Genomic DNA, 16,352 nt, shown 5'->3' with positions numbered 1-16,352 from the left:
CCCCCCCCCCCCCCCCCCCCCCCCCCCCCCCCCCCCCCCCCCCCCCCCCCGCTTCCTATATCCTCCGCCCGCATAAACCGGGCCCCGGCGCATATCCTGTTCCCGAGGTGATGGGGTTGGTGGGAATTGTGGCGCTGGAGGAGCGGCGGGGCCGCCGCCCGGTGGTGACGGAGGAGCGGGTGCTGGGCCTGCGCTGTCTGCGGGTGTCGGTGCCGGTCCGCCCCGGTCTGCGGGATGACAGGCGGAAGAGACGGGCGGAGCAGGGGGCGGCGGCCCTGTACCGTGCAGGAGTACGGCGGGCGCTGACGGCGGAGGATTTTCCCGACTGGCCCGCGCTGGAGGGACAGGGGCTGCGGAGTGTGGACCCGGAGCCCTTCTGCCAGGCTATCGCCGTCCCCCTGGCCCTGGCCGCGCTCCGGCGGGCGGGCATACTGCGGGTGCGGGCCACTGTGGCCCTGTCCGGCCCCCGGGTGAGCCGGCCGCTGTTTGCTGCGGCGGCGCGCCTGTGTCCCCAGGTGCGCCATCTGGTGGTGGATGTGCCCGGCGAGGGGGAGGAACTGGCGGCGTGGCTGCGGGAGGAGTATGGCGCGGCGGTGCTGCGGCCCGGCGGGGCGGCCCCCGACGTGACCCTGGCCTTCGGCCCGGGCGGGGAGGAGAGGGGAACGGTGCTCCGGCTGTACGGCCCCGTGCCCGGGCTGGCCGGCCTGCGCCCCATACTGGAGGAGGGGGGGCTGCCGCCGGACCTGGCCCCCCTTCCGCTGCTGTCCCTGTTGTGGGAGTGCGGCCGCCTGACAGAGGGACAGATCCGGATTCATGCCACATGATGGGAAATAATTGACTTGACAGAAGGTGGGAAACTACCTATAATATCGTATTAACGTGGCGTAATGTTTCTGTTGAGATTTCAGAAGAGGCCTGGTTGAGGCCTTTTGACCGATAAGGAAGAAGCAAAAAAGAAAGGTGTGCGCATACGGCAATGGCGAAAGAATTTAAGCTGAGCGCGGAGCGCTTGGAGGAGCTCAAGCAGGAGCTCAACTATCTGAAGACCGTCCGGGAGAAGGAGGTCGCCGACCAGATCAAGGAGGCCCGCTCCTTCGGCGACCTGTCCGAGAACAGTGAGTACGACGAGGCCAAGAACGAGCAGGGCAAGCTCTACTCCCGCATCGCGGAGGTGGAGAACATCCTGGCCAACTATGTGGTCATCGAGGAGCATGAGACCGACCCCAATTCCGTCCGCCTGGGCTCCAAGGTCAAGGTACTGGATCTGGAGTTCGAGGAGGAGGAGAGCTACCAGGTGGTGGGCTCCCAGGAGGCCGACCCCATGAATGGCCGTATCTCCGAGGACTCCCCCTTCGGCAAGGCCCTGCTGGGCAACGCAGTGGGTGACGAGGTTCAGGTGGAGGCCCCCGCCGGCGTACTGAGGTACCGTATTTTAGAGATTCAAAAGTAAGGAGCAGAGTCATGAGCACAGAAGAGAGAAGCGTCAACCAGCCCGAGGAGCAGCCGTCCCTGTCCGAACAGCGCCTGATCCGCCGCGCCAAGCTCAAGGAGCTGCAGGATGCGGGCCAGGACCCCTTCCAGATCACCAAATTTGTGGTGAAGCACCACTCCGCCGACATTAAGGAGGGCTTTGAGGCCCTGGAGGGCGCTATGACCTCCGTGGCCGGCCGCATCATGTCCAAGCGCGGCATGGGCAAAGCCGTGTTCTGCGATCTGCAGGACGGCAAGGGCCGCATCCAGCTCTACGTCCGCGTGGACGAGCTGGGCGAGGAGGCCTTCGCCAAGTTCAAAAAGACCGACATCGGCGACATCGTGGGCGTGGAAGGCGAGGTCTTTAAGACCAAGCGGGGCGAGATCTCCGTCAAGGCCCACAAGGTGACGCTTCTCTCCAAGTCCCTCCAGCCTCTGCCCGAGAAATTCCACGGCCTGACCGACAAGGAGATGCGCTACCGCCAGCGCTATGTGGATCTGATCATGAACGAGGACGTGCGCCGTGCCTTCCGTATCCGCACCGCCTTCATCAAGCATATGCGCCGGTATCTGGACGAGCGGGACTACCTGGAGGTGGAGACCCCTGTCCTCAACACCATCTCCGGCGGCGCCACCGCCCGGCCCTTCATCACCCACCACAACACCCTGGACATCGACATGTATATGCGCATCGCCACCGAGCTGAACCTGAAGCGGCTCACTGTGGGCGGCTTTGAGCGGGTGTATGAGATCGGCCGCATCTTCCGCAACGAGGGCATGGATCCCAAGCACAACCCGGAGTTCACCACCATCGAGCTCTATGAGGCCTATGCCGACTTCCACGACATGATGGACATTGCCGAGGGGGTTCTCTCCACCGCTGCCAAGGAGATCCTGGGCTCCTATCGTGTGACTTGGCTGGGCAACGAGATTGACCTGACTCCCGGCTGGAAGCGCATGACCATGATCGACGCCGTCCGGGAGTATGTGGGCGTGGACTTTGAGGCCATCTCCGACGACGAGGAGGCCTGCAAGGCCGCCGAGGCCAAGGGCATCGATCTGGAGGGCTGCGAGCGCACCTGGGGCACCGCCCTGTACGAGGCCTTTGACCAGCGGGTGGAGGAGAAGCTGATCCAGCCCACCTTCATCACCATGTATCCGGTGGAGGTGTCCCCGCTGACCAAGCGCTCCCCCAAGGATCCCCGCCTCACCGAGCGCTTCGAGCTGTTTATCAACCACTGTGAGTTTGCCAACGCCTTCTCCGAGCTCAACGATCCCATCGACCAGCGCGGCCGCTTCGAGCACGAGCTGGCCCTGCGTGAGATGGGCAACGACGAGGCCGGCATGATGGACGAGGATTTCATCAACGCCCTGGAGTACGGCCTGCCCCCCACGGGCGGCATGGGTATCGGCATCGACCGCTGCGTGATGCTGCTCACCGACTCCGACTCCATCCGCGACGTGATCCTCTTCCCCACCATGAAGCCCCTGGACAAGCCTGAGTCCGCCAAGCGCGCCGCGGCTGGAACCAACTGCGCTGTCCCCGCCGCCGAGCAGGGCCCGGTGGACTTCTCCAAGGTGGAGATTGAGCCCCTGTTCCAGGAGTTCGTGGACTTCGAGACCTTTGCCAAGTCCGACTTCCGGGCCGTGAAGGTCAAGGAGTGCACCGCCGTGCCCAAGAGCAAGAAGCTGCTGAAGTTCGTTCTGGATGACGGCACCGGCGAGGACCGTGTGATCCTGAGCGGCATCCACGACACCTATGAGCCGGAGGAGCTGGTGGGCAAGACCCTCATCGCCATTACCAACCTGCCGCCCCGCAAGATGATGGGCATTGACTCCTGCGGCATGATCATCTCCGCGGTACACCACGAGGAGGGCGTGGAGAAGCTCCACTGCCTGATGGTGGACGACCACATTCCGGCGGGCGCCAAGCTGTATTGAGCCGGTCTGTCCTGGGAAGCGGGAGCAAGTGCAAGGGGGTATGAGGAGAGCCATGGAGAAGCGCCTGGGAAGTGAATATCTGCGTGCTGACCGGGCGTTTCATACCCCCGCTGCTCCCATCCCCGGCTGGAATTCGCCGGACTGAATGAGCATGCCGAAGGGAATCCTTCCTTCGGCATGCTTTTCTGCGTCAAAATCGTTTCCATCCCACCCTTAAGGAGGCCAAGGCTTTGATCAAGAAATGCGCGCTCTGGCTGCGGGACAGCTTTATCCGCAGCCGGAGCCTCAACGCCACCCGGATCGTGGCGGGCTCCTTCGCGGCGATTATTCTGATCGGGGCGCTGCTGCTGACCCTGCCCATCGCCTCCCGGGACGGACAGAGCGCCGGGTTCTTCACCGGACTGTTCACCGCCACCTCCTCCACCTGCGTCACCGGCCTGATCCTGGTGGACACGTGGACCCAGTGGACGCTGTTCGGTCAGGCGGTCATCCTGACCATGATCCAGTTGGGCGGTCTGGGCTTCATGACGGTCATCACCCTCGTCTCCTTCGCCCTCCACCGGCGTATTGGCCTGTCGGAGCGGCTTATCATGGTGTCCACCCTCAACCTCAACGACATGGACGGGGTGGTGCGGGTGGTGCGCCACGCCCTCATCGGCACCTTCGCCATGGAGACGGCGGGGGCGGTGCTCATGTCGGTGTGCCTCATCCCGGAGTTCGGCTTCCTCAAGGGCACTTGGCACGCCGTGTTCCACGCAGTCTCCTCCTTCTGCAACGCGGGCTTTGATCTGCTGGGAGGGCGCTTCGGTGCCTTCAGCAGCCTGGCCGGCTACAACGACAACCCCCTGATGCTGGGCACCACCGCCGCCCTCATCGTAGTGGGCGGCCTGGGCTTCTTCGTGTGGGAGGACATTGTGGACAAGCGGTGCTGGAGCAGGCTGTCGGTCTACAGCAAGATGGTGCTCCTCATCACCGCTGTGCTGATCGTGGGGGGCGCCCTGTTCTTCCTGATGGAGGAGTTTGACAACCCCGCCACCCTGGGGGACATGCCCCTCTGGCAGAAGGGACTCAACGCCCTGTTCCAGTCCGTCACCCTGCGCACCGCCGGCTTCGACTCCATCGGCCAGGGCGGCCTCAGCGACACCAGCAAGGCCATGTCCTGCGTGCTGATGCTCATCGGCGGCTCCTCCGGCTCTACCGCCGGCGGCCTCAAGACCGCCACGGTGGGCGTGCTGCTGCTGGCCCTGCGCTCCGGCCTCATGGGCCGGGAGCAGGTCACCTTCCGCGGCCGGGCGATCCACTACCGCCGGGTGCTCAATGCCATGACTCTGGCGCTGGTGGTGCTGTTTGTCTTTGTGTTCAGCTCCATGGTGGTGTCCACGGTGGAGGATCTGCCCTACCTGGACAGCGCCTTTGAGGTGGCCTCCGCCATGGGCACGGTGGGCCTGACCACCGGGATCACCCCCACCCTCACCCCCTTCTCCCAGGGGCTGCTGATCCTGCTGATGTATATGGGCCGTGTGGGCATCCTGTCCTTCTCCATCGCCTTTATCACCGGAAACAGGCATCCGGCCAAGATCAAATACCCTGAGATGAACGTCATGATCGGCTGAAGCGCCGCATCAGGAGAAAAGGAAGTGTTTTCCACGTTATGAAAACCTTTGTTGTCATCGGCCTGGGCCGGTTTGGCAGCGCCGTGGCCACGGAGCTCAGCTCCCTGGGCCATGAGGTGCTGGCAGTGGACGAGCGGGAGGATCACGTGCAGAGGGTGGCCGAAAAGGTCACCCACGCCGTCACCGGCGACGCCAGGGACCCCTCGGTTCTGCGGGCCCTGGGCGTGCGCAACTACGACTGCGCCGTGGTGGCGGTGGGAGACGATATCGGAAACTCCGCCCTTATCACGCTTAATCTGAAGGAGATTGGGGTCAAGCGGGTCATCTGCAAGGCCCAGAGCCACGTCCACCGCAAGGTGCTGGAGAAGATCGGGGCGGACCGGGTGGTATTCCCCGAGCACGAGATGGGGGTCAAGCTGGCCCAGGGGCTCTCCAGCTCCAACGTGCTCAACTTCATTGAGCTGAGCGAGGATTTCGGCATCGTGGAGACCGCCGTGCCCAAGGAGTGGCACTACGAAACGATTCAAAATCTGGATGTGCGGGCCCGTTACAAGGTCAACATCATCGCCGTGCGCAGGGGCAAGGACGGGGCGCTGAACGTGGCCCCCGGCGCCAGCTATGTTATTGAGCCGGGCGATGCGGTGGTGGCCCTGGGCCGCACGGAGGACATCAACCATCTCCAGGACTTGTAAGGAGGACCGCCATGGAGCGCATCACCAGCCGGCAAAATCCGCTGATCACCCGCCTGCGCAGGCTGGGGGCGGAGAAAAAGACCCGCCGGGCCCAGGGGGTATTCCTCTGCGAAGGGACCAAGCTGGTGGGGGAGGCCCTGCGCTGGGGGCCGCCGCCGGAGCTGCTGGCGGTGGCGGAGGGAACCGCCCCCCCGGCGGAGCTGCCCGCCGGGGTGCGGGTGGTGGAGGTGCCGGAGGCGCTGCTGCGGGCGGTGTCCACCGTGGAGACACCCCAGGGCATGCTGGCCGTGTGCCGGACGCCGGACACCGCTCCGCCGGAGACGCTGCCGGAGGGCCGCCTGCTGGTGCTGGACGGGGTGCAGGACCCCGGCAACGTGGGCACCGTCTGGCGCACCGCCGACGCCTTCGGGGCGGCGGGGCTGTTCCTGCTGCCCGGCTGCGCCGAGCCCTTTGCCCCCAAGACGGTGCGCGCCACCATGGGGGCCTGCTTCCGCCTGCCGGTGTGGGAGGGGACGCTGGAGGAGCTGACCGGCCGGCTGGCCCGGTCGGGCGCCCCCCTGTATGCCACCGCCCTGCGGGACGACACGGAGGACATCCGCGCCGTCCCGCTGGAGGGCGCCGCCGTGGTCATCGGCAGCGAGGGGCGGGGGGTGTCCCAGCCGGTGCTGGACGCCTGCCGGGCGACTTTGAAAATCCCCATGCGGGACCGCTGCGAGTCCCTCAACGCCGCCGTGGCGGCGTCTGTGGTGCTCTGGGAGGGCTGGCGCTGAGCCAGGCCGCGCCCCCCCACGGCCGCGGCGCTGGTGCGCCGGTTCGGCACCGCAGAGGCGGCCTACTTCGCCGACCCCGGGGAGTACGAACTGCTTTCGTTGAGTGAAAAGCTTTGCCGCTCCCTGGCGGACAAATCCCTGGAGCGGGCGGAGCGCATCCTGGGCGACTGCGACCGGCTGGGACTCACCCTGCTGACCTACCAGGACGCGGCCTATCCGGAGCGCCTGCTCCAGCTCCACGACTTTCCCCTGGTGCTCTATGTGAAGGGGCGGCTCTTCCGCTTTGACGAGGAGCTGGCCGTCGCCATCGTGGGCGCCCGGGAGTGTACCCCCTACGGCGTGGCCATGGCGGGGCGGCTGGGCCTGGAGCTGGCCCGGTCGGGGGCGCTGGTGCTCTCCGGCCTGGCACAGGGCATCGACGCGGCCGCCCTCAAGGGGGCCCTCCAGGGCGGCGGCCCGGCGGTGTCGGTGCTGGCCGGCGGGGTGGACGTGGTCTACCCCCGGCGCAACCAGGGACTCTACGAGGACGTGGCCGCCGCGGGGGCCATCCTGTCGGAAAACCCGCCCGGCACCCCGCCGGAGGGGTGGCGCTTCCCCATCCGCAACCGCATCCTCAGCGGCCTGTCCGCGGGCGTGGCGGCGGTGGAGGCCGCCGAGCACAGCGGCACGCTGATCACCGCCCGGCTGGCCCTGGACCAGAACCGGGAGGTGTTCGCTGTCCCCGGCCCGGCGGACGCCCCCATGAGCGCGGGCACCAATGGCCTGATCGCCCGGGGCGAGGCCAAGCTGATCCGCTCGGCCCAGGATATTCTGGTGGAATATGTGACACGCTTTCCCCATAAGGTGCGGCAGGCCCCTTCGCTGTCCCGGGAGGGGGCGGAGGCGCGGCTGGAGGCGGCGGCCGAGCCGGCGCCGGAGCCGGTGCCCCGTCCGGCGGAGAGGAATCCCCTCCCTCTGCGCCCCCGGAGTGAGCTGGAGGCCATGGGGGACGAACAGCGGGCCATCTTCGCCCTGCTGAGCGGCCGCGCCCTGGTGCCCGACGAGATCGTGGGCCGCACCGAGATTCCCGCCCGGCGGGTGAACACTGCCCTGACCCTGCTGCAGGCTCAGGGCTATCTGAATGAGCTTCCCGGCAAGCGGTTTACCGCTGCCGTCCGCTTTGACGACTAAGTATGTAAGGAGTACTATGCTGTGGCAAAATCGAATTTGGTGATCGTCGAGTCTCCGGCGAAGGCCAAGACCATCGGCAAATATCTGGGCCCGGGCTATGAGGTGAAGGCCTCCATGGGCCACGTGCGCGACCTGCCCAAGAGCAAGCTGGGCGTGGACGTGGAGCACGGCTTTGAACTGAACTACCAGCCCATCAAGGGCAAGGAAGAGGTCATTGACGAGCTGAAAAAATCCGCCAAGAAGAGCGAGAAAGTGTTCCTCGCCACCGACCCCGACCGGGAGGGCGAGGCCATCTCCTGGCACCTGAAGGAGATGCTGGGCATCCCGGACGACAAGACCTACCGGGTGACCTTCAACGAGATCACCAAGAAGGTGGTCAACGACTCCATCGCCCACCCCCGGGCCATCGATATGGATCTGGTGAACGCCCAGCAGGCGCGCCGGGTGCTGGACCGCATCGTGGGCTATCAGATCTCCCCCCTGCTGTGGAAGAAGATCCGCCGGGGCCTGTCCGCCGGGCGGGTGCAGTCGGTGGCCACCCGGCTGGTGTGCGAGCGGGAGGCCGACATCAAGGCCTTCGTCCCCCAGGAGTACTGGTCCCTGGACGCTGATCTCTCCCGCATCGCCCCCAACCTGGGGCAGTTCAAGGCCAGCTTCTACGGCCGGGAGAAGAAGGTGGAGCTGAACAGCGAGGCGGAGGTCAACGCCGTCATGGAGGCGGTGAAGAACGCCCCCTTCGCCGTCACCGGCGTCAAGCGGCAGGACAAGCAGCGCAACCCCGCGCCCCCCTTCATCACCTCCACCCTCCAGCAGGAGGCCAGCCGCAAGCTCAACATGACGCCCCGGCGGACCATGTCCATCGCCCAGCAGCTCTATGAGGGCGTGGACATCGAGGGGGAGGGCACCGTGGGTCTCATCACCTATATGCGTACCGACTCCCTCCGCCTGTCCGACGAGGCCACCGCCGCCGCGAAGGACTTCATCCTCGCCCGCTACGGCGCGGACTACTACCCCGGCAAGGCCCGGGTCTACAAGACCAAATCCGGCGCCCAGGACGCCCACGAGGCCATCCGGCCCTCCAACGTGAACCTGACCCCGGAGGACATCAAGAAGTCCCTCACCGCCGAGCAGTATAAGCTCTACAAGCTCATCTGGAGCCGCTTCCTGGCCTGCCAGATGGCCTCCGCCGTGTACGACAGCGTGTCCATCGAGGTGACCTCCGCGGGATACACCTTCCGGGCCACCCACTCGGCCCTCAAGTTCTCCGGCTACACCGCCGTGTACGTGGAGGGGAAGGACGAGGAGGAGGAGGCGTTCCAGTCCCCCCTGCCCGATCTGAAGGAGGGGGAGGCCCTGAAGCTGGAGGCCCTCAAGCCCGACCAGCACTTCACCCAGCCCCCCAGCCGCTACACCGAGGCCACGCTGATCAAGGCCCTGGAGGAGAAGGGCATCGGCCGCCCCTCCACCTACGCCCCCACCATCTCCACCATCCTGGACCGGGAGTATGTGGTGAAGGAGGGCAAGAACCTCCGCCCCACCCCCCTGGGGGAGGTGGTCACCGGCCTGATGAAGGACAAATTCACCGACATTGTGGATACCGCCTTCACCGCCACTATGGAGGAGCGGCTGGACGAGGTGGAGACCGGCAAGGTGGACTGGAAGAGCCTGCTGGGCGACTTCTACGGCGACTTTGAGCAGGAGCTCCAGAAGGCCGAGGCGGATCTGGACGGCGAGCGCATCAAGGTACCCGACGAGGTGTCCGACGTGATCTGCCCCAAGTGCGGGCGCAATCTGGTGTACAAGTCCGGCCGGTTCGGCCGCTTCCTGGCCTGCCCCGGCTGGCCGGAGTGCGACCACACCCAGCCCATCGTCATCGAGATGCCCGGCAAGTGCCCCAAGTGCGGCGGCAAGATCCTCAAAAAGACCTCCAAGCGGGGATACGCCTACTACGGCTGCGAGAACAACTCCAGCAAGGACGAGGCCAAGCGGTGCGACTTCATGACCTGGGACGTGCCGGTGAAGGAGACCTGCCCCGAGTGCGGCCACACCCTGTTCAAGAAGTCGGGCCGGGGGTTCAAGAAGCCCTTCTGCATCAACCCGGAGTGCCCCAACTTCCTGCCCGAGGATCAGCGGGGCTACAAGAAAAAGACCGCCTCTGCGGAGAGTCCGGCGGAGGGCGCCCCTCCTGAGGAGGAGAAGAAGCCCGCCCAAAAGGCGGCGGCCAAAAAGACCACCGCCAAAAAGACCACCGCCAAAAAGACCACCGCCAAAAAGCCGGCCGCCAAGAAGGCGGCCGCTCCCAAGAAGGCGGCGGCAAAGAAGCCGGCGGCGAAAAAAGCCGCGGCCAAGACCAAGAGCGAGGCCTGAGGCCCGCTTCCACCGGTGGAAGCCGTCAGGGATTCCCCCTGACGGCAGACTCAGTTGAAATACCGGAGGAATGAGATCATGGAAACCCAAGAGAGAAAGCTGCGCACCAACCTGGACACCGACCTGCTCAAGCTGGTCGCCATCGCCGCCATGCTGCTGGATCACATTGGCGGGGCCTTCTTCCCGGAGACGCCCATATTCCGGTGGATCGGCCGGCTGGCCTTCCCCCTGTTCTGCTACTGTATGACGGTGGGCCTGCTCTACACCCACAACATCAGGCGCTACCTGGGGCGGCTGGCGATTTTCGCCGTGGTGTCCCAGCCCTTCTGGATTCTCGCCTTCAACGCCGACGACATCCTGGGCAACCTGACCAACTGGAACATCTTCTTCACCCTCTTCCTCAGCCTGCTGGCCATGTGGGGGCTGACCACCCGGCGCTGGTGGCTCTTCGTGCTGGGGGTTCTGGTGCTGGCCTTCGGAAGCTTTGACTACAACTACAACGGCGTCATTCTGATGCTGATCTTCTACTTCTGCCGGAACAAGCCCGCCCTGCTGGCGGGGCTGTATACCATGTTCTGGATTCCCGCCCTGTGGGGCGGCTCCCTGGAGGATCCCCTGGCCCTGGTGGTGGGCGGCCACGCCGTCGACTGGACGATCTTCGGCCTGCTGGCCCTGCCGCTGATCCTCTGCCGCACCCACTCCGGCCTCAGGATTCCCAAGTGGTTCTTTTACGCCTTCTATCCCGCTCACCTGGCGGTCATCGCCCTGGTGGGGTGGTGTATGGGCGTGTAACCGGAAAAGGAGCGTGTTGGCATGAAGATTCTGCTGCTCAACGGAAGTCCCCGGCCCAACGGCAATACCGCCGCCGCCCTGGACGAGATGGAGGCCGTGTTTGCCGCCGAGGGTCTGGAGACCGAGCGGGTGCAGGTGGGAAACCGGGTTATCCGGGGGTGTATCGCCTGCGGCAAGTGCGCCGAGCTGGGCCGGTGCGTGTTCGACGACCTGGTGAACGAGCTGGCCCCCAAGCTGGAGGCCTGCGACGGGCTGGTGGTAGGCAGTCCGGTGTACTACGCCTCGGCCAACGCCACCCTGGTGGCCCTGCTGACCCGGCTGTTTTACTCCACCCCCTTTGACAAGACCATGAAGGTGGGGGCCGCCGTGGCGGCGGCCCGGCGGGGCGGCCTGTCCTCCACCTTTGACGAGCTGAACAAATTCTTTACCATCAGCGGCATGCCGGTGGCCTCCAGCCAGTACTGGAACAGCATCCACGGCCGCCTGCCCGGCGAGGCCGCCCAGGACGCCGAGGGCCTCCAGACCATGCGCACCCTGGCCCGGAATATGGCCTTCCTGGTCAAGAGCATCGCCTTGGGCCGGGAGAAGTACGGCCTGCCGGAGCGGGAGGAGCCTCTGCGCACCCACTTCATCCGCTGAGTCCCACACAAGGAGGAACCCATGGAACCAGTTATTGTAATCGGCGCGGGCCTGGCGGGCTCGGAGGCCGCGTGGCAGCTCGCCCAGCGGGGCGTCCCCGTCACCCTGCGGGAGATGAAGCCCGCCAAAATGACCCCCGCCCACCATACCGAGTGGTTCGGGGAGCTGGTGTGCTCCAACTCCCTGCGCTCGGATCAGTTGGAGAACGCGGTGGGCCTGCTCAAGGAGGAGCTGCGCCGCATGGACTCCCTGATCCTGACCTGCGCCGACGCCCACCGGGTGGAGGCGGGGGGCGCCCTGGCGGTGGACCGCCACGGGTTCGCCCGTGCGGTGACGGAGAAGATCCGCGCCCACCCCCTCATCACCGTGGAGGAGGGGGAGGTCACCCGGATTCCGGAGTCGGGGAACGTGATCGTGGCCTCCGGCCCCCTGACCTCCGACCCGCTGGCGGAGGCCATCCGGGCCTTCTTCCCTGAGAGCCGCACCCTCAATTTCTACGACGCGGCGGCCCCCCTGGTCACCTTCGAGAGCGTGGATATGGACAGCGCCTTCTTCGCCTCCCGCTACGACAGGGGGACCCCGGACTACATCAACTGCCCCATGACGGAGGAGGAGTACGACGCCTTCTGGACCGAGCTGTGCGCCGCCCAGGAGGCGGAGGTTCACGGCTTTGAGGACAAGCATGTGTTCGAGGGCTGTATGCCCGTGGAGGTCATGGCCCGCCGGGGGAAGCAGACCCTGTGCTACGGCCCCCTCAAGCCCCGGGGCCTGAACGATCCCAAGACCGGAAAGGAGCCCTTCGCCGTGGTGCAGCTCCGCCGGGACAACGCCGACGGCACCATCTACAACCTGGTGGGCTTCCAGACCCACCTGAAATGGCCGGAGCAGAGGCGGGTGTTCTCCATGATCCCCGCCCTCAGGAACGCCGAGTTCGTGCGCTACGGCGTCATGCACCGCAACACCTATCTGGACTCCCCCCGGCTGCTGGACCGCTATTACCGGGTGAAGAAGGAGCCCCGCGTCTGCTTCGCCGGGCAGATCACCGGCGTGGAGGGGTACGTGGAGTCCACCGCCTCCGGCTTCCTGGCCGCCGTGGAGCTGGCCCGGCGGCTGGAGGGCAAGCCCCCCGTGGACTTCCCCCAGGAGACCGCCGTCGGCGCCCTGGCGCGCTATGTCAGCAACGAGAGCGTCACCGACTTCCAGCCCATGAACGTCAACTTCGGCATCATCCCGCCCCTGGGCTACCGCGTCAAGGGCAAGCGGAATAAAAATGCCGAGCTGTCCAAGCGGGCCCTGGAGCTTCTGGACGGGCTGGACTGGCGGTAGGGGGGCCATAAAGGCCGCCCTTACAGGAACGCCGGACGGCCCAAACGCATGGGGGCGCCCCTTGTGGACGTCCGCCCCGCCGGGCACACGTCCGTAGGGGCGGATGCCCACATCCGCCCGCTGCCGTGGGTATTCCCGCTCCGGCCCCTGGGGCTCTGACAGAAACGGGCGGCCATAAAGGCCGCCCCTACAGGAACGCCGGACGGCCCCAACACGTAGGGGCGACCCTTGTGGTCGCCTGCCCTGCCGCGCACACCTGTAGGGGCGGATGCCCACATCCGCCCGCTGCTCAAGGCAGCAGTTCCATGAGGAGACGCCCGGCCAGACGGAAGCCGTGCCGGAAGCAGGCCAGCCGCTCATAATCGGACATTTCGCCCTCCAGATCGTTGAGGCGGTCGAGAAAATCCAGCCCGAGGGAGGAGCGGATCTGGTCGTGGCAGGCGCTGATGCGCTCCAGCCGCTCTTGATAGCCGGGGGCCTGACGGAAATCCAAGTGCCTGTTATCCAGCTCATGTTCTAAGAGCTGCTGTAGGAAGTCATTCATTTTATCAACACCCCACTAATAGTGTGTATTTAGTATACACGCTATTAGTGGGAAATGTCAAGGGGGGATTCGGTGTATTCCAATGATTTGTTTGGCACACGGCTAAAATGCCTAAGAAAAGATAGGGGAGAAACTCAAAAAGACTTGGCCGATTTTCTCGGTATCAAACAAAATCAAATTGGTGAAATGGAAAATGGCCGCAAGGCATCTACCTTTGCCAAGCTTGCCCTTTTGTGTGAGCACTACAACATCAGCGCCGACTATCTCCTGGGCCTTACGGACGAGCCCCGGCCTCTGCGGCAAGACGATGGGGCGGGGCGATGAGGGCATCGCCCCCTACAGGAACACCGGGCGGCCCAAACACGTAGGGGCGACCCTTGTGGTCGCCTGCCCTGCCGGGCACACGTCCGCAGGGGCGGATGCCCACATCCGCCCTCTGCCGTGGGTATTCCCGCTCCGGCCCCTGGGGATTGGAAAGAACGGGCGGCCATAAAGGCCACCCCAACAGGAATACCGGACGGCCCCAACACGTAGGGGCGCCCCTTGTGGTGGCCCGCCCCGCCGGGCGCACGTCTGTAGGGGCGGATGCCCACATCCGCCCTCTGCCGCGGGGTTCCCGCTCCGGCACCCTGGGGATTGGACAGAACGGGCGGCCATAAAGGCCGCCCCTACAGGAACACCGGGCGGCCCAAACGCATAGGGGCGACACTTGTGGTCGCCCGCCCCGCCGGGCGCCCGCCCGCCGTTGCCGTTTATCCAGGAATGAACAGAGAAAGTGGAGGAGAACATATGAAGATCATCGTAGACGCCATGGGCGGCGACAACGCGCCCGTCTCCAACGTGCGGGGCGCCCTCGCCGCGGTGCGGGAGCTGGGCGTGGAAGTCATTCTGGTGGGCCGGGGGGAGGACATCCTCAAGGTGCTCAAGGAGGACGGCATCGGCGAACTGCCCCCGGGACTGGAGATTGTCCACGCCTCCGAGGTGGTGGAGATGTGCGACAATCCGGCCACCGCCTTCAAGGAGAAGAAGGACTCCTCCCTGACCGTGGGCCTGAACCTGCTGAAGAACGGGGACGGGGCGGCCTTTGTCTCCGCGGGCAGCACGGGGGCGCTGTTGTCGGCGGCCACGCTGATGGTCAAGCGCATCCGGGGCATCCGCCGGGCGGCCATGGCCCCGGTGGTGCCTACCGGCGGCGGCGGCGCGGTGCTCATCGACTGCGGCGCCACGGCGGAGGGTACGCCGGAGTATCTGCTCCAGTTCGCCTTTATGGGCTCCTATTACGCCGAGCGGGTGCTCAAGCGCCCCGAGCCCAAGGTGGGCCTGCTCAACATTGGCGCCGAGCCCTCCAAGGGCACCGACCTCCAGCGGGAGGCCTACGCCCTGCTCACCGAGGCGGGCAAGGCCGGGCGCATCCACTTCGTGGGCAACGTGGAGGCCCGGGAGGCGGTGTACGGCGAGGTGGACGTGATCGTGTCCGACGGCTACTCCGGCAACATCTTCCTCAAGACCATGGAGGGCACCGGCGGCTTCATGGCCAAGCAGCTCAAGGCCATGTTCAAGAAGAACCTGCTCACCAAGCTGGCGGCGGTGCTGGTTTCCGGCGGCCTGCGGGATTTCAAGAAGATGATGGACTCCGGCGAGGTGGGCGGCACCCCCCTCATCGGCATCTCCAAGCCCGTCATCAAGGCCCACGGCTCCTCCGACGACTTCGCCATCAAGAACGCCATCCGCCAGGCCCAGAGCTTCGCGGCCTCCGGCATTATTGAGGACATCACCGAAAATATCGACCACATGCGCCTGCGCAGTGAGTAAATGGGAAAATTTTGACTTTCCTATTGACAGGCGGGAGAAACTTGCCTATTATCATAGTGCAATGACACCGTCGGGAACGACGGAAGCGACAGGAGTAGATGAACATGATTTTCGAGAAGCTCGCCGCCCTGCTGTCCGAACAGTTCGGCGTGGACGTGGACAGCATTACCATGGACACCTCGTTTGAGGATCTGGGGGCCGACTCCCTGGACATCGTGGAGATGACCATGGCCGTGGAAGAGGAGTTTGGCCTGGAGGACATGGACGAGGAGGATCTGTCCGGTATCTCCACCGTGGCGGATCTGGTCCGCTACCTCAAGTCTAAGCTGGAGGACTGAAGAAACCAAAGAGACAGGAGCCCCGCCTCCCGGCGGGGCTCCGGCTTTGAAAGGGAGGATCGGCCATGGAGGCATTGGAAGAAAAGCTGGGTTACCGGTTTACCAACCGGGCCCTTCTGGAAAACGCCCTCACCCACAGCTCCTACGCCAACGAGAACAAGGCCAAGGGGCTGCAGAGCAATGAGCGGCTGGAATTCCTGGGGGACTCTGTGCTTGGTATGGTCGTGGCCGACTACCTGTTCCGCACCCACCCCGACCTGCCAGAAGGGGATCTGACCCGCACCCGGGCGGCCCTGGTGTGTGAGGGCAGCCTGGTGGAAGTGGCCCAGTGCCTGGAGCTGGGCGCCTACCTGAAGCTGGGCAAGGGGGAGGAGGCCGGCGGCGGCCGGGAGCGGCCCTCCATCATTGCCGACGCGGTGGAGGCGGTGCTGGCCGCCGTGTACCTGGACGGCGGCATCGGCTCGGCCCGGAAGCTCATCCAGAAGTTCATCCTGGACCGGGAGGCGGAGAAGAGCGCCAGCCGCGATTACAAGACCGCCCTTCAGGAGCTGGTGCAGCGGGAGAGCGGCCAGGTGCTGGGCTACCAGCTCATCGGCGCCGAGGGCCCTGATCACGCCAAGATCTTCTCGGTGGAGGTGGATCTCAACGGCATCCCCATCGGCCAGGGCCGCGGCCGCAGCAAAAAAGAGGCGGAGCAGAACGCGGCTAAGGCTGCGATAGAGAAGCTGAGGGCTGGGGAATAACCGGCCGCTCCGCCTCTTTTGCGAGCGAAAGCGAGCCGCCGCGTCAGCGGCGTCAAGCATTTTGCGGAGCAAAATCTTGATGCCGGGCGGATTCACTCCGCCCGGACAGATGGAGAGAAACGGGGGCGGGGGGGG

16 protein-coding genes are annotated in these 16,352 nt (G+C 65.5%); 15 read left to right on the top strand and 1 reads right to left on the bottom strand.

Translation table 11 applies throughout. The features are described 5' to 3' along the window. Positions 1-110: 110 nt before the first annotated feature. From ACESY8_RS02005 to trmFO, 11 genes are all read left to right on the top strand, one after another. On the top strand, positions 111-824 hold the full coding sequence (locus ACESY8_RS02005; protein WP_054338524.1) for a hypothetical protein: 714 nt from the start codon (positions 111-113) through the stop codon (positions 822-824). A 152-nt stretch (positions 825-976) separates the two neighbouring features. After that, on the top strand, positions 977-1,450 hold the full coding sequence (greA, locus tag ACESY8_RS02000) for a transcription elongation factor GreA (RefSeq protein WP_007495349.1): 474 nt from the start codon (positions 977-979) through the stop codon (positions 1,448-1,450). A gap of 11 nt (positions 1,451-1,461) precedes the next feature. Further along, the gene (gene lysS, locus ACESY8_RS01995; RefSeq protein WP_007495347.1) at positions 1,462-3,411 is read left to right on the top strand and encodes a lysine--tRNA ligase; all 1,950 of its coding nucleotides are present in this window, start codon (positions 1,462-1,464) and stop codon (positions 3,409-3,411) included. A gap of 230 nt (positions 3,412-3,641) precedes the next feature. Continuing rightward, positions 3,642-5,024, top strand: a complete 1,383-nt coding sequence (locus ACESY8_RS01990; protein WP_009259248.1) for a TrkH family potassium uptake protein — start codon at positions 3,642-3,644, stop codon at positions 5,022-5,024. A gap of 38 nt (positions 5,025-5,062) precedes the next feature. Next, a complete protein-coding gene (locus ACESY8_RS01985) occupies positions 5,063-5,716 on the top strand; it encodes a potassium channel family protein (protein ID WP_007495343.1) in 654 nt (217 codons plus the stop codon). Positions 5,717-5,727: 11 nt separating this feature from the next. Beyond that, on the top strand, positions 5,728-6,486 hold the full coding sequence (locus ACESY8_RS01980; protein ID WP_204682423.1) for a TrmH family RNA methyltransferase: 759 nt from the start codon (positions 5,728-5,730) through the stop codon (positions 6,484-6,486). Positions 6,487-6,519: 33 nt separating this feature from the next. Continuing rightward, positions 6,520-7,656, top strand: a complete 1,137-nt coding sequence (gene dprA / locus ACESY8_RS01975; protein WP_498794533.1) for a DNA-processing protein DprA — start codon at positions 6,520-6,522, stop codon at positions 7,654-7,656. A gap of 21 nt (positions 7,657-7,677) precedes the next feature. Beyond that, positions 7,678-10,023 carry a type I DNA topoisomerase gene (gene topA / locus ACESY8_RS01970; RefSeq protein WP_434307929.1) on the top strand — a complete coding sequence of 782 codons (2,346 nt, stop codon included), beginning with the start codon at positions 7,678-7,680 and terminating at the stop codon, positions 10,021-10,023. A 78-nt stretch (positions 10,024-10,101) separates the two neighbouring features. Then, entirely contained in the window at positions 10,102-10,815 is a 714-nt protein-coding gene (locus ACESY8_RS01965) for a TraX family protein (protein ID WP_434307930.1), read from the top strand. A 21-nt stretch (positions 10,816-10,836) separates the two neighbouring features. Beyond that, a complete protein-coding gene (locus ACESY8_RS01960) occupies positions 10,837-11,454 on the top strand; it encodes a flavodoxin family protein (protein ID WP_055180091.1) in 618 nt (205 codons plus the stop codon). Between the two features lie 21 nt (positions 11,455-11,475). Beyond that, positions 11,476-12,780: a methylenetetrahydrofolate--tRNA-(uracil(54)-C(5))-methyltransferase (FADH(2)-oxidizing) TrmFO gene (gene trmFO / locus ACESY8_RS01955; protein WP_054338527.1), complete on the top strand. Its 1,305-nt coding sequence runs from the start codon at positions 11,476-11,478 to the stop codon at positions 12,778-12,780. Positions 12,781-13,069: 289 nt separating this feature from the next. Here the strand turns inward: trmFO and ACESY8_RS01950 are convergent, their stop codons facing one another. Continuing rightward, positions 13,070-13,324, bottom strand: a complete 255-nt coding sequence (locus ACESY8_RS01950; RefSeq protein WP_054338528.1) for a DUF6809 family protein — start codon at positions 13,322-13,324, stop codon at positions 13,070-13,072. Positions 13,325-13,396: 72 nt separating this feature from the next. On the opposite strand from ACESY8_RS01950, the gene ACESY8_RS01945 reads away from it, so the two are divergent. From ACESY8_RS01945 to rnc, 4 genes are all read left to right on the top strand, one after another. Next, complete coding sequence (locus ACESY8_RS01945) at positions 13,397-13,648, top strand: helix-turn-helix domain-containing protein (RefSeq protein WP_007495326.1); 252 nt, start codon at positions 13,397-13,399, stop codon at positions 13,646-13,648. A 465-nt stretch (positions 13,649-14,113) separates the two neighbouring features. Continuing rightward, on the top strand, positions 14,114-15,136 hold the full coding sequence (gene plsX, locus ACESY8_RS01940) for a phosphate acyltransferase PlsX (RefSeq protein ID WP_154024811.1): 1,023 nt from the start codon (positions 14,114-14,116) through the stop codon (positions 15,134-15,136). A gap of 104 nt (positions 15,137-15,240) precedes the next feature. Continuing rightward, positions 15,241-15,474 carry an acyl carrier protein gene (locus ACESY8_RS01935; protein ID WP_009259238.1) on the top strand — a complete coding sequence of 78 codons (234 nt, stop codon included), beginning with the start codon at positions 15,241-15,243 and terminating at the stop codon, positions 15,472-15,474. A gap of 65 nt (positions 15,475-15,539) precedes the next feature. Further along, positions 15,540-16,217, top strand: a complete 678-nt coding sequence (gene rnc, locus ACESY8_RS01930; RefSeq protein WP_054338529.1) for a ribonuclease III — start codon at positions 15,540-15,542, stop codon at positions 16,215-16,217. The last annotated feature ends 135 nt before the right edge of the window (positions 16,218-16,352 follow it).

It is taken from the genome of Clostridium sp. ATCC BAA-442 (assembly GCF_964239415.1).
Lineage (GTDB): Bacteria > Bacillota > Clostridia > Oscillospirales > Oscillospiraceae > Flavonifractor > Flavonifractor plautii.
The sequence above is the reverse complement of the archived record's forward strand: the minus strand, read 5'-3'. Positions and strand labels throughout refer to the sequence as shown.

What these genes read in the sequence shown, in the direction of transcription:
- ACESY8_RS02005 (WP_054338524.1), top strand. Translation starts at nt 111, where the DNA reads ATGGGGTTGGTGGGAATTGTGGCGCTGGAGGAGCGGCGGGGCCGCCGC.
- greA (WP_007495349.1), top strand. Translation starts at nt 977, where the DNA reads ATGGCGAAAGAATTTAAGCTGAGCGCGGAGCGCTTGGAGGAGCTCAAG.
- lysS (WP_007495347.1), top strand. Translation starts at nt 1,462, where the DNA reads ATGAGCACAGAAGAGAGAAGCGTCAACCAGCCCGAGGAGCAGCCGTCC.
- ACESY8_RS01985 (WP_007495343.1), top strand. Translation starts at nt 5,063, where the DNA reads ATGAAAACCTTTGTTGTCATCGGCCTGGGCCGGTTTGGCAGCGCCGTG.
- ACESY8_RS01980 (WP_204682423.1), top strand. Translation starts at nt 5,728, where the DNA reads ATGGAGCGCATCACCAGCCGGCAAAATCCGCTGATCACCCGCCTGCGC.
- ACESY8_RS01965 (WP_434307930.1), top strand. Translation starts at nt 10,102, where the DNA reads ATGGAAACCCAAGAGAGAAAGCTGCGCACCAACCTGGACACCGACCTG.
- ACESY8_RS01960 (WP_055180091.1), top strand. Translation starts at nt 10,837, where the DNA reads ATGAAGATTCTGCTGCTCAACGGAAGTCCCCGGCCCAACGGCAATACC.
- trmFO (WP_054338527.1), top strand. Translation starts at nt 11,476, where the DNA reads ATGGAACCAGTTATTGTAATCGGCGCGGGCCTGGCGGGCTCGGAGGCC.
- ACESY8_RS01950 (WP_054338528.1), bottom strand. Translation starts at nt 13,324, where the DNA reads ATGAATGACTTCCTACAGCAGCTCTTAGAACATGAGCTGGATAACAGG.
- plsX (WP_154024811.1), top strand. Translation starts at nt 14,114, where the DNA reads ATGAAGATCATCGTAGACGCCATGGGCGGCGACAACGCGCCCGTCTCC.
- ACESY8_RS01935 (WP_009259238.1), top strand. Translation starts at nt 15,241, where the DNA reads ATGATTTTCGAGAAGCTCGCCGCCCTGCTGTCCGAACAGTTCGGCGTG.
- rnc (WP_054338529.1), top strand. Translation starts at nt 15,540, where the DNA reads ATGGAGGCATTGGAAGAAAAGCTGGGTTACCGGTTTACCAACCGGGCC.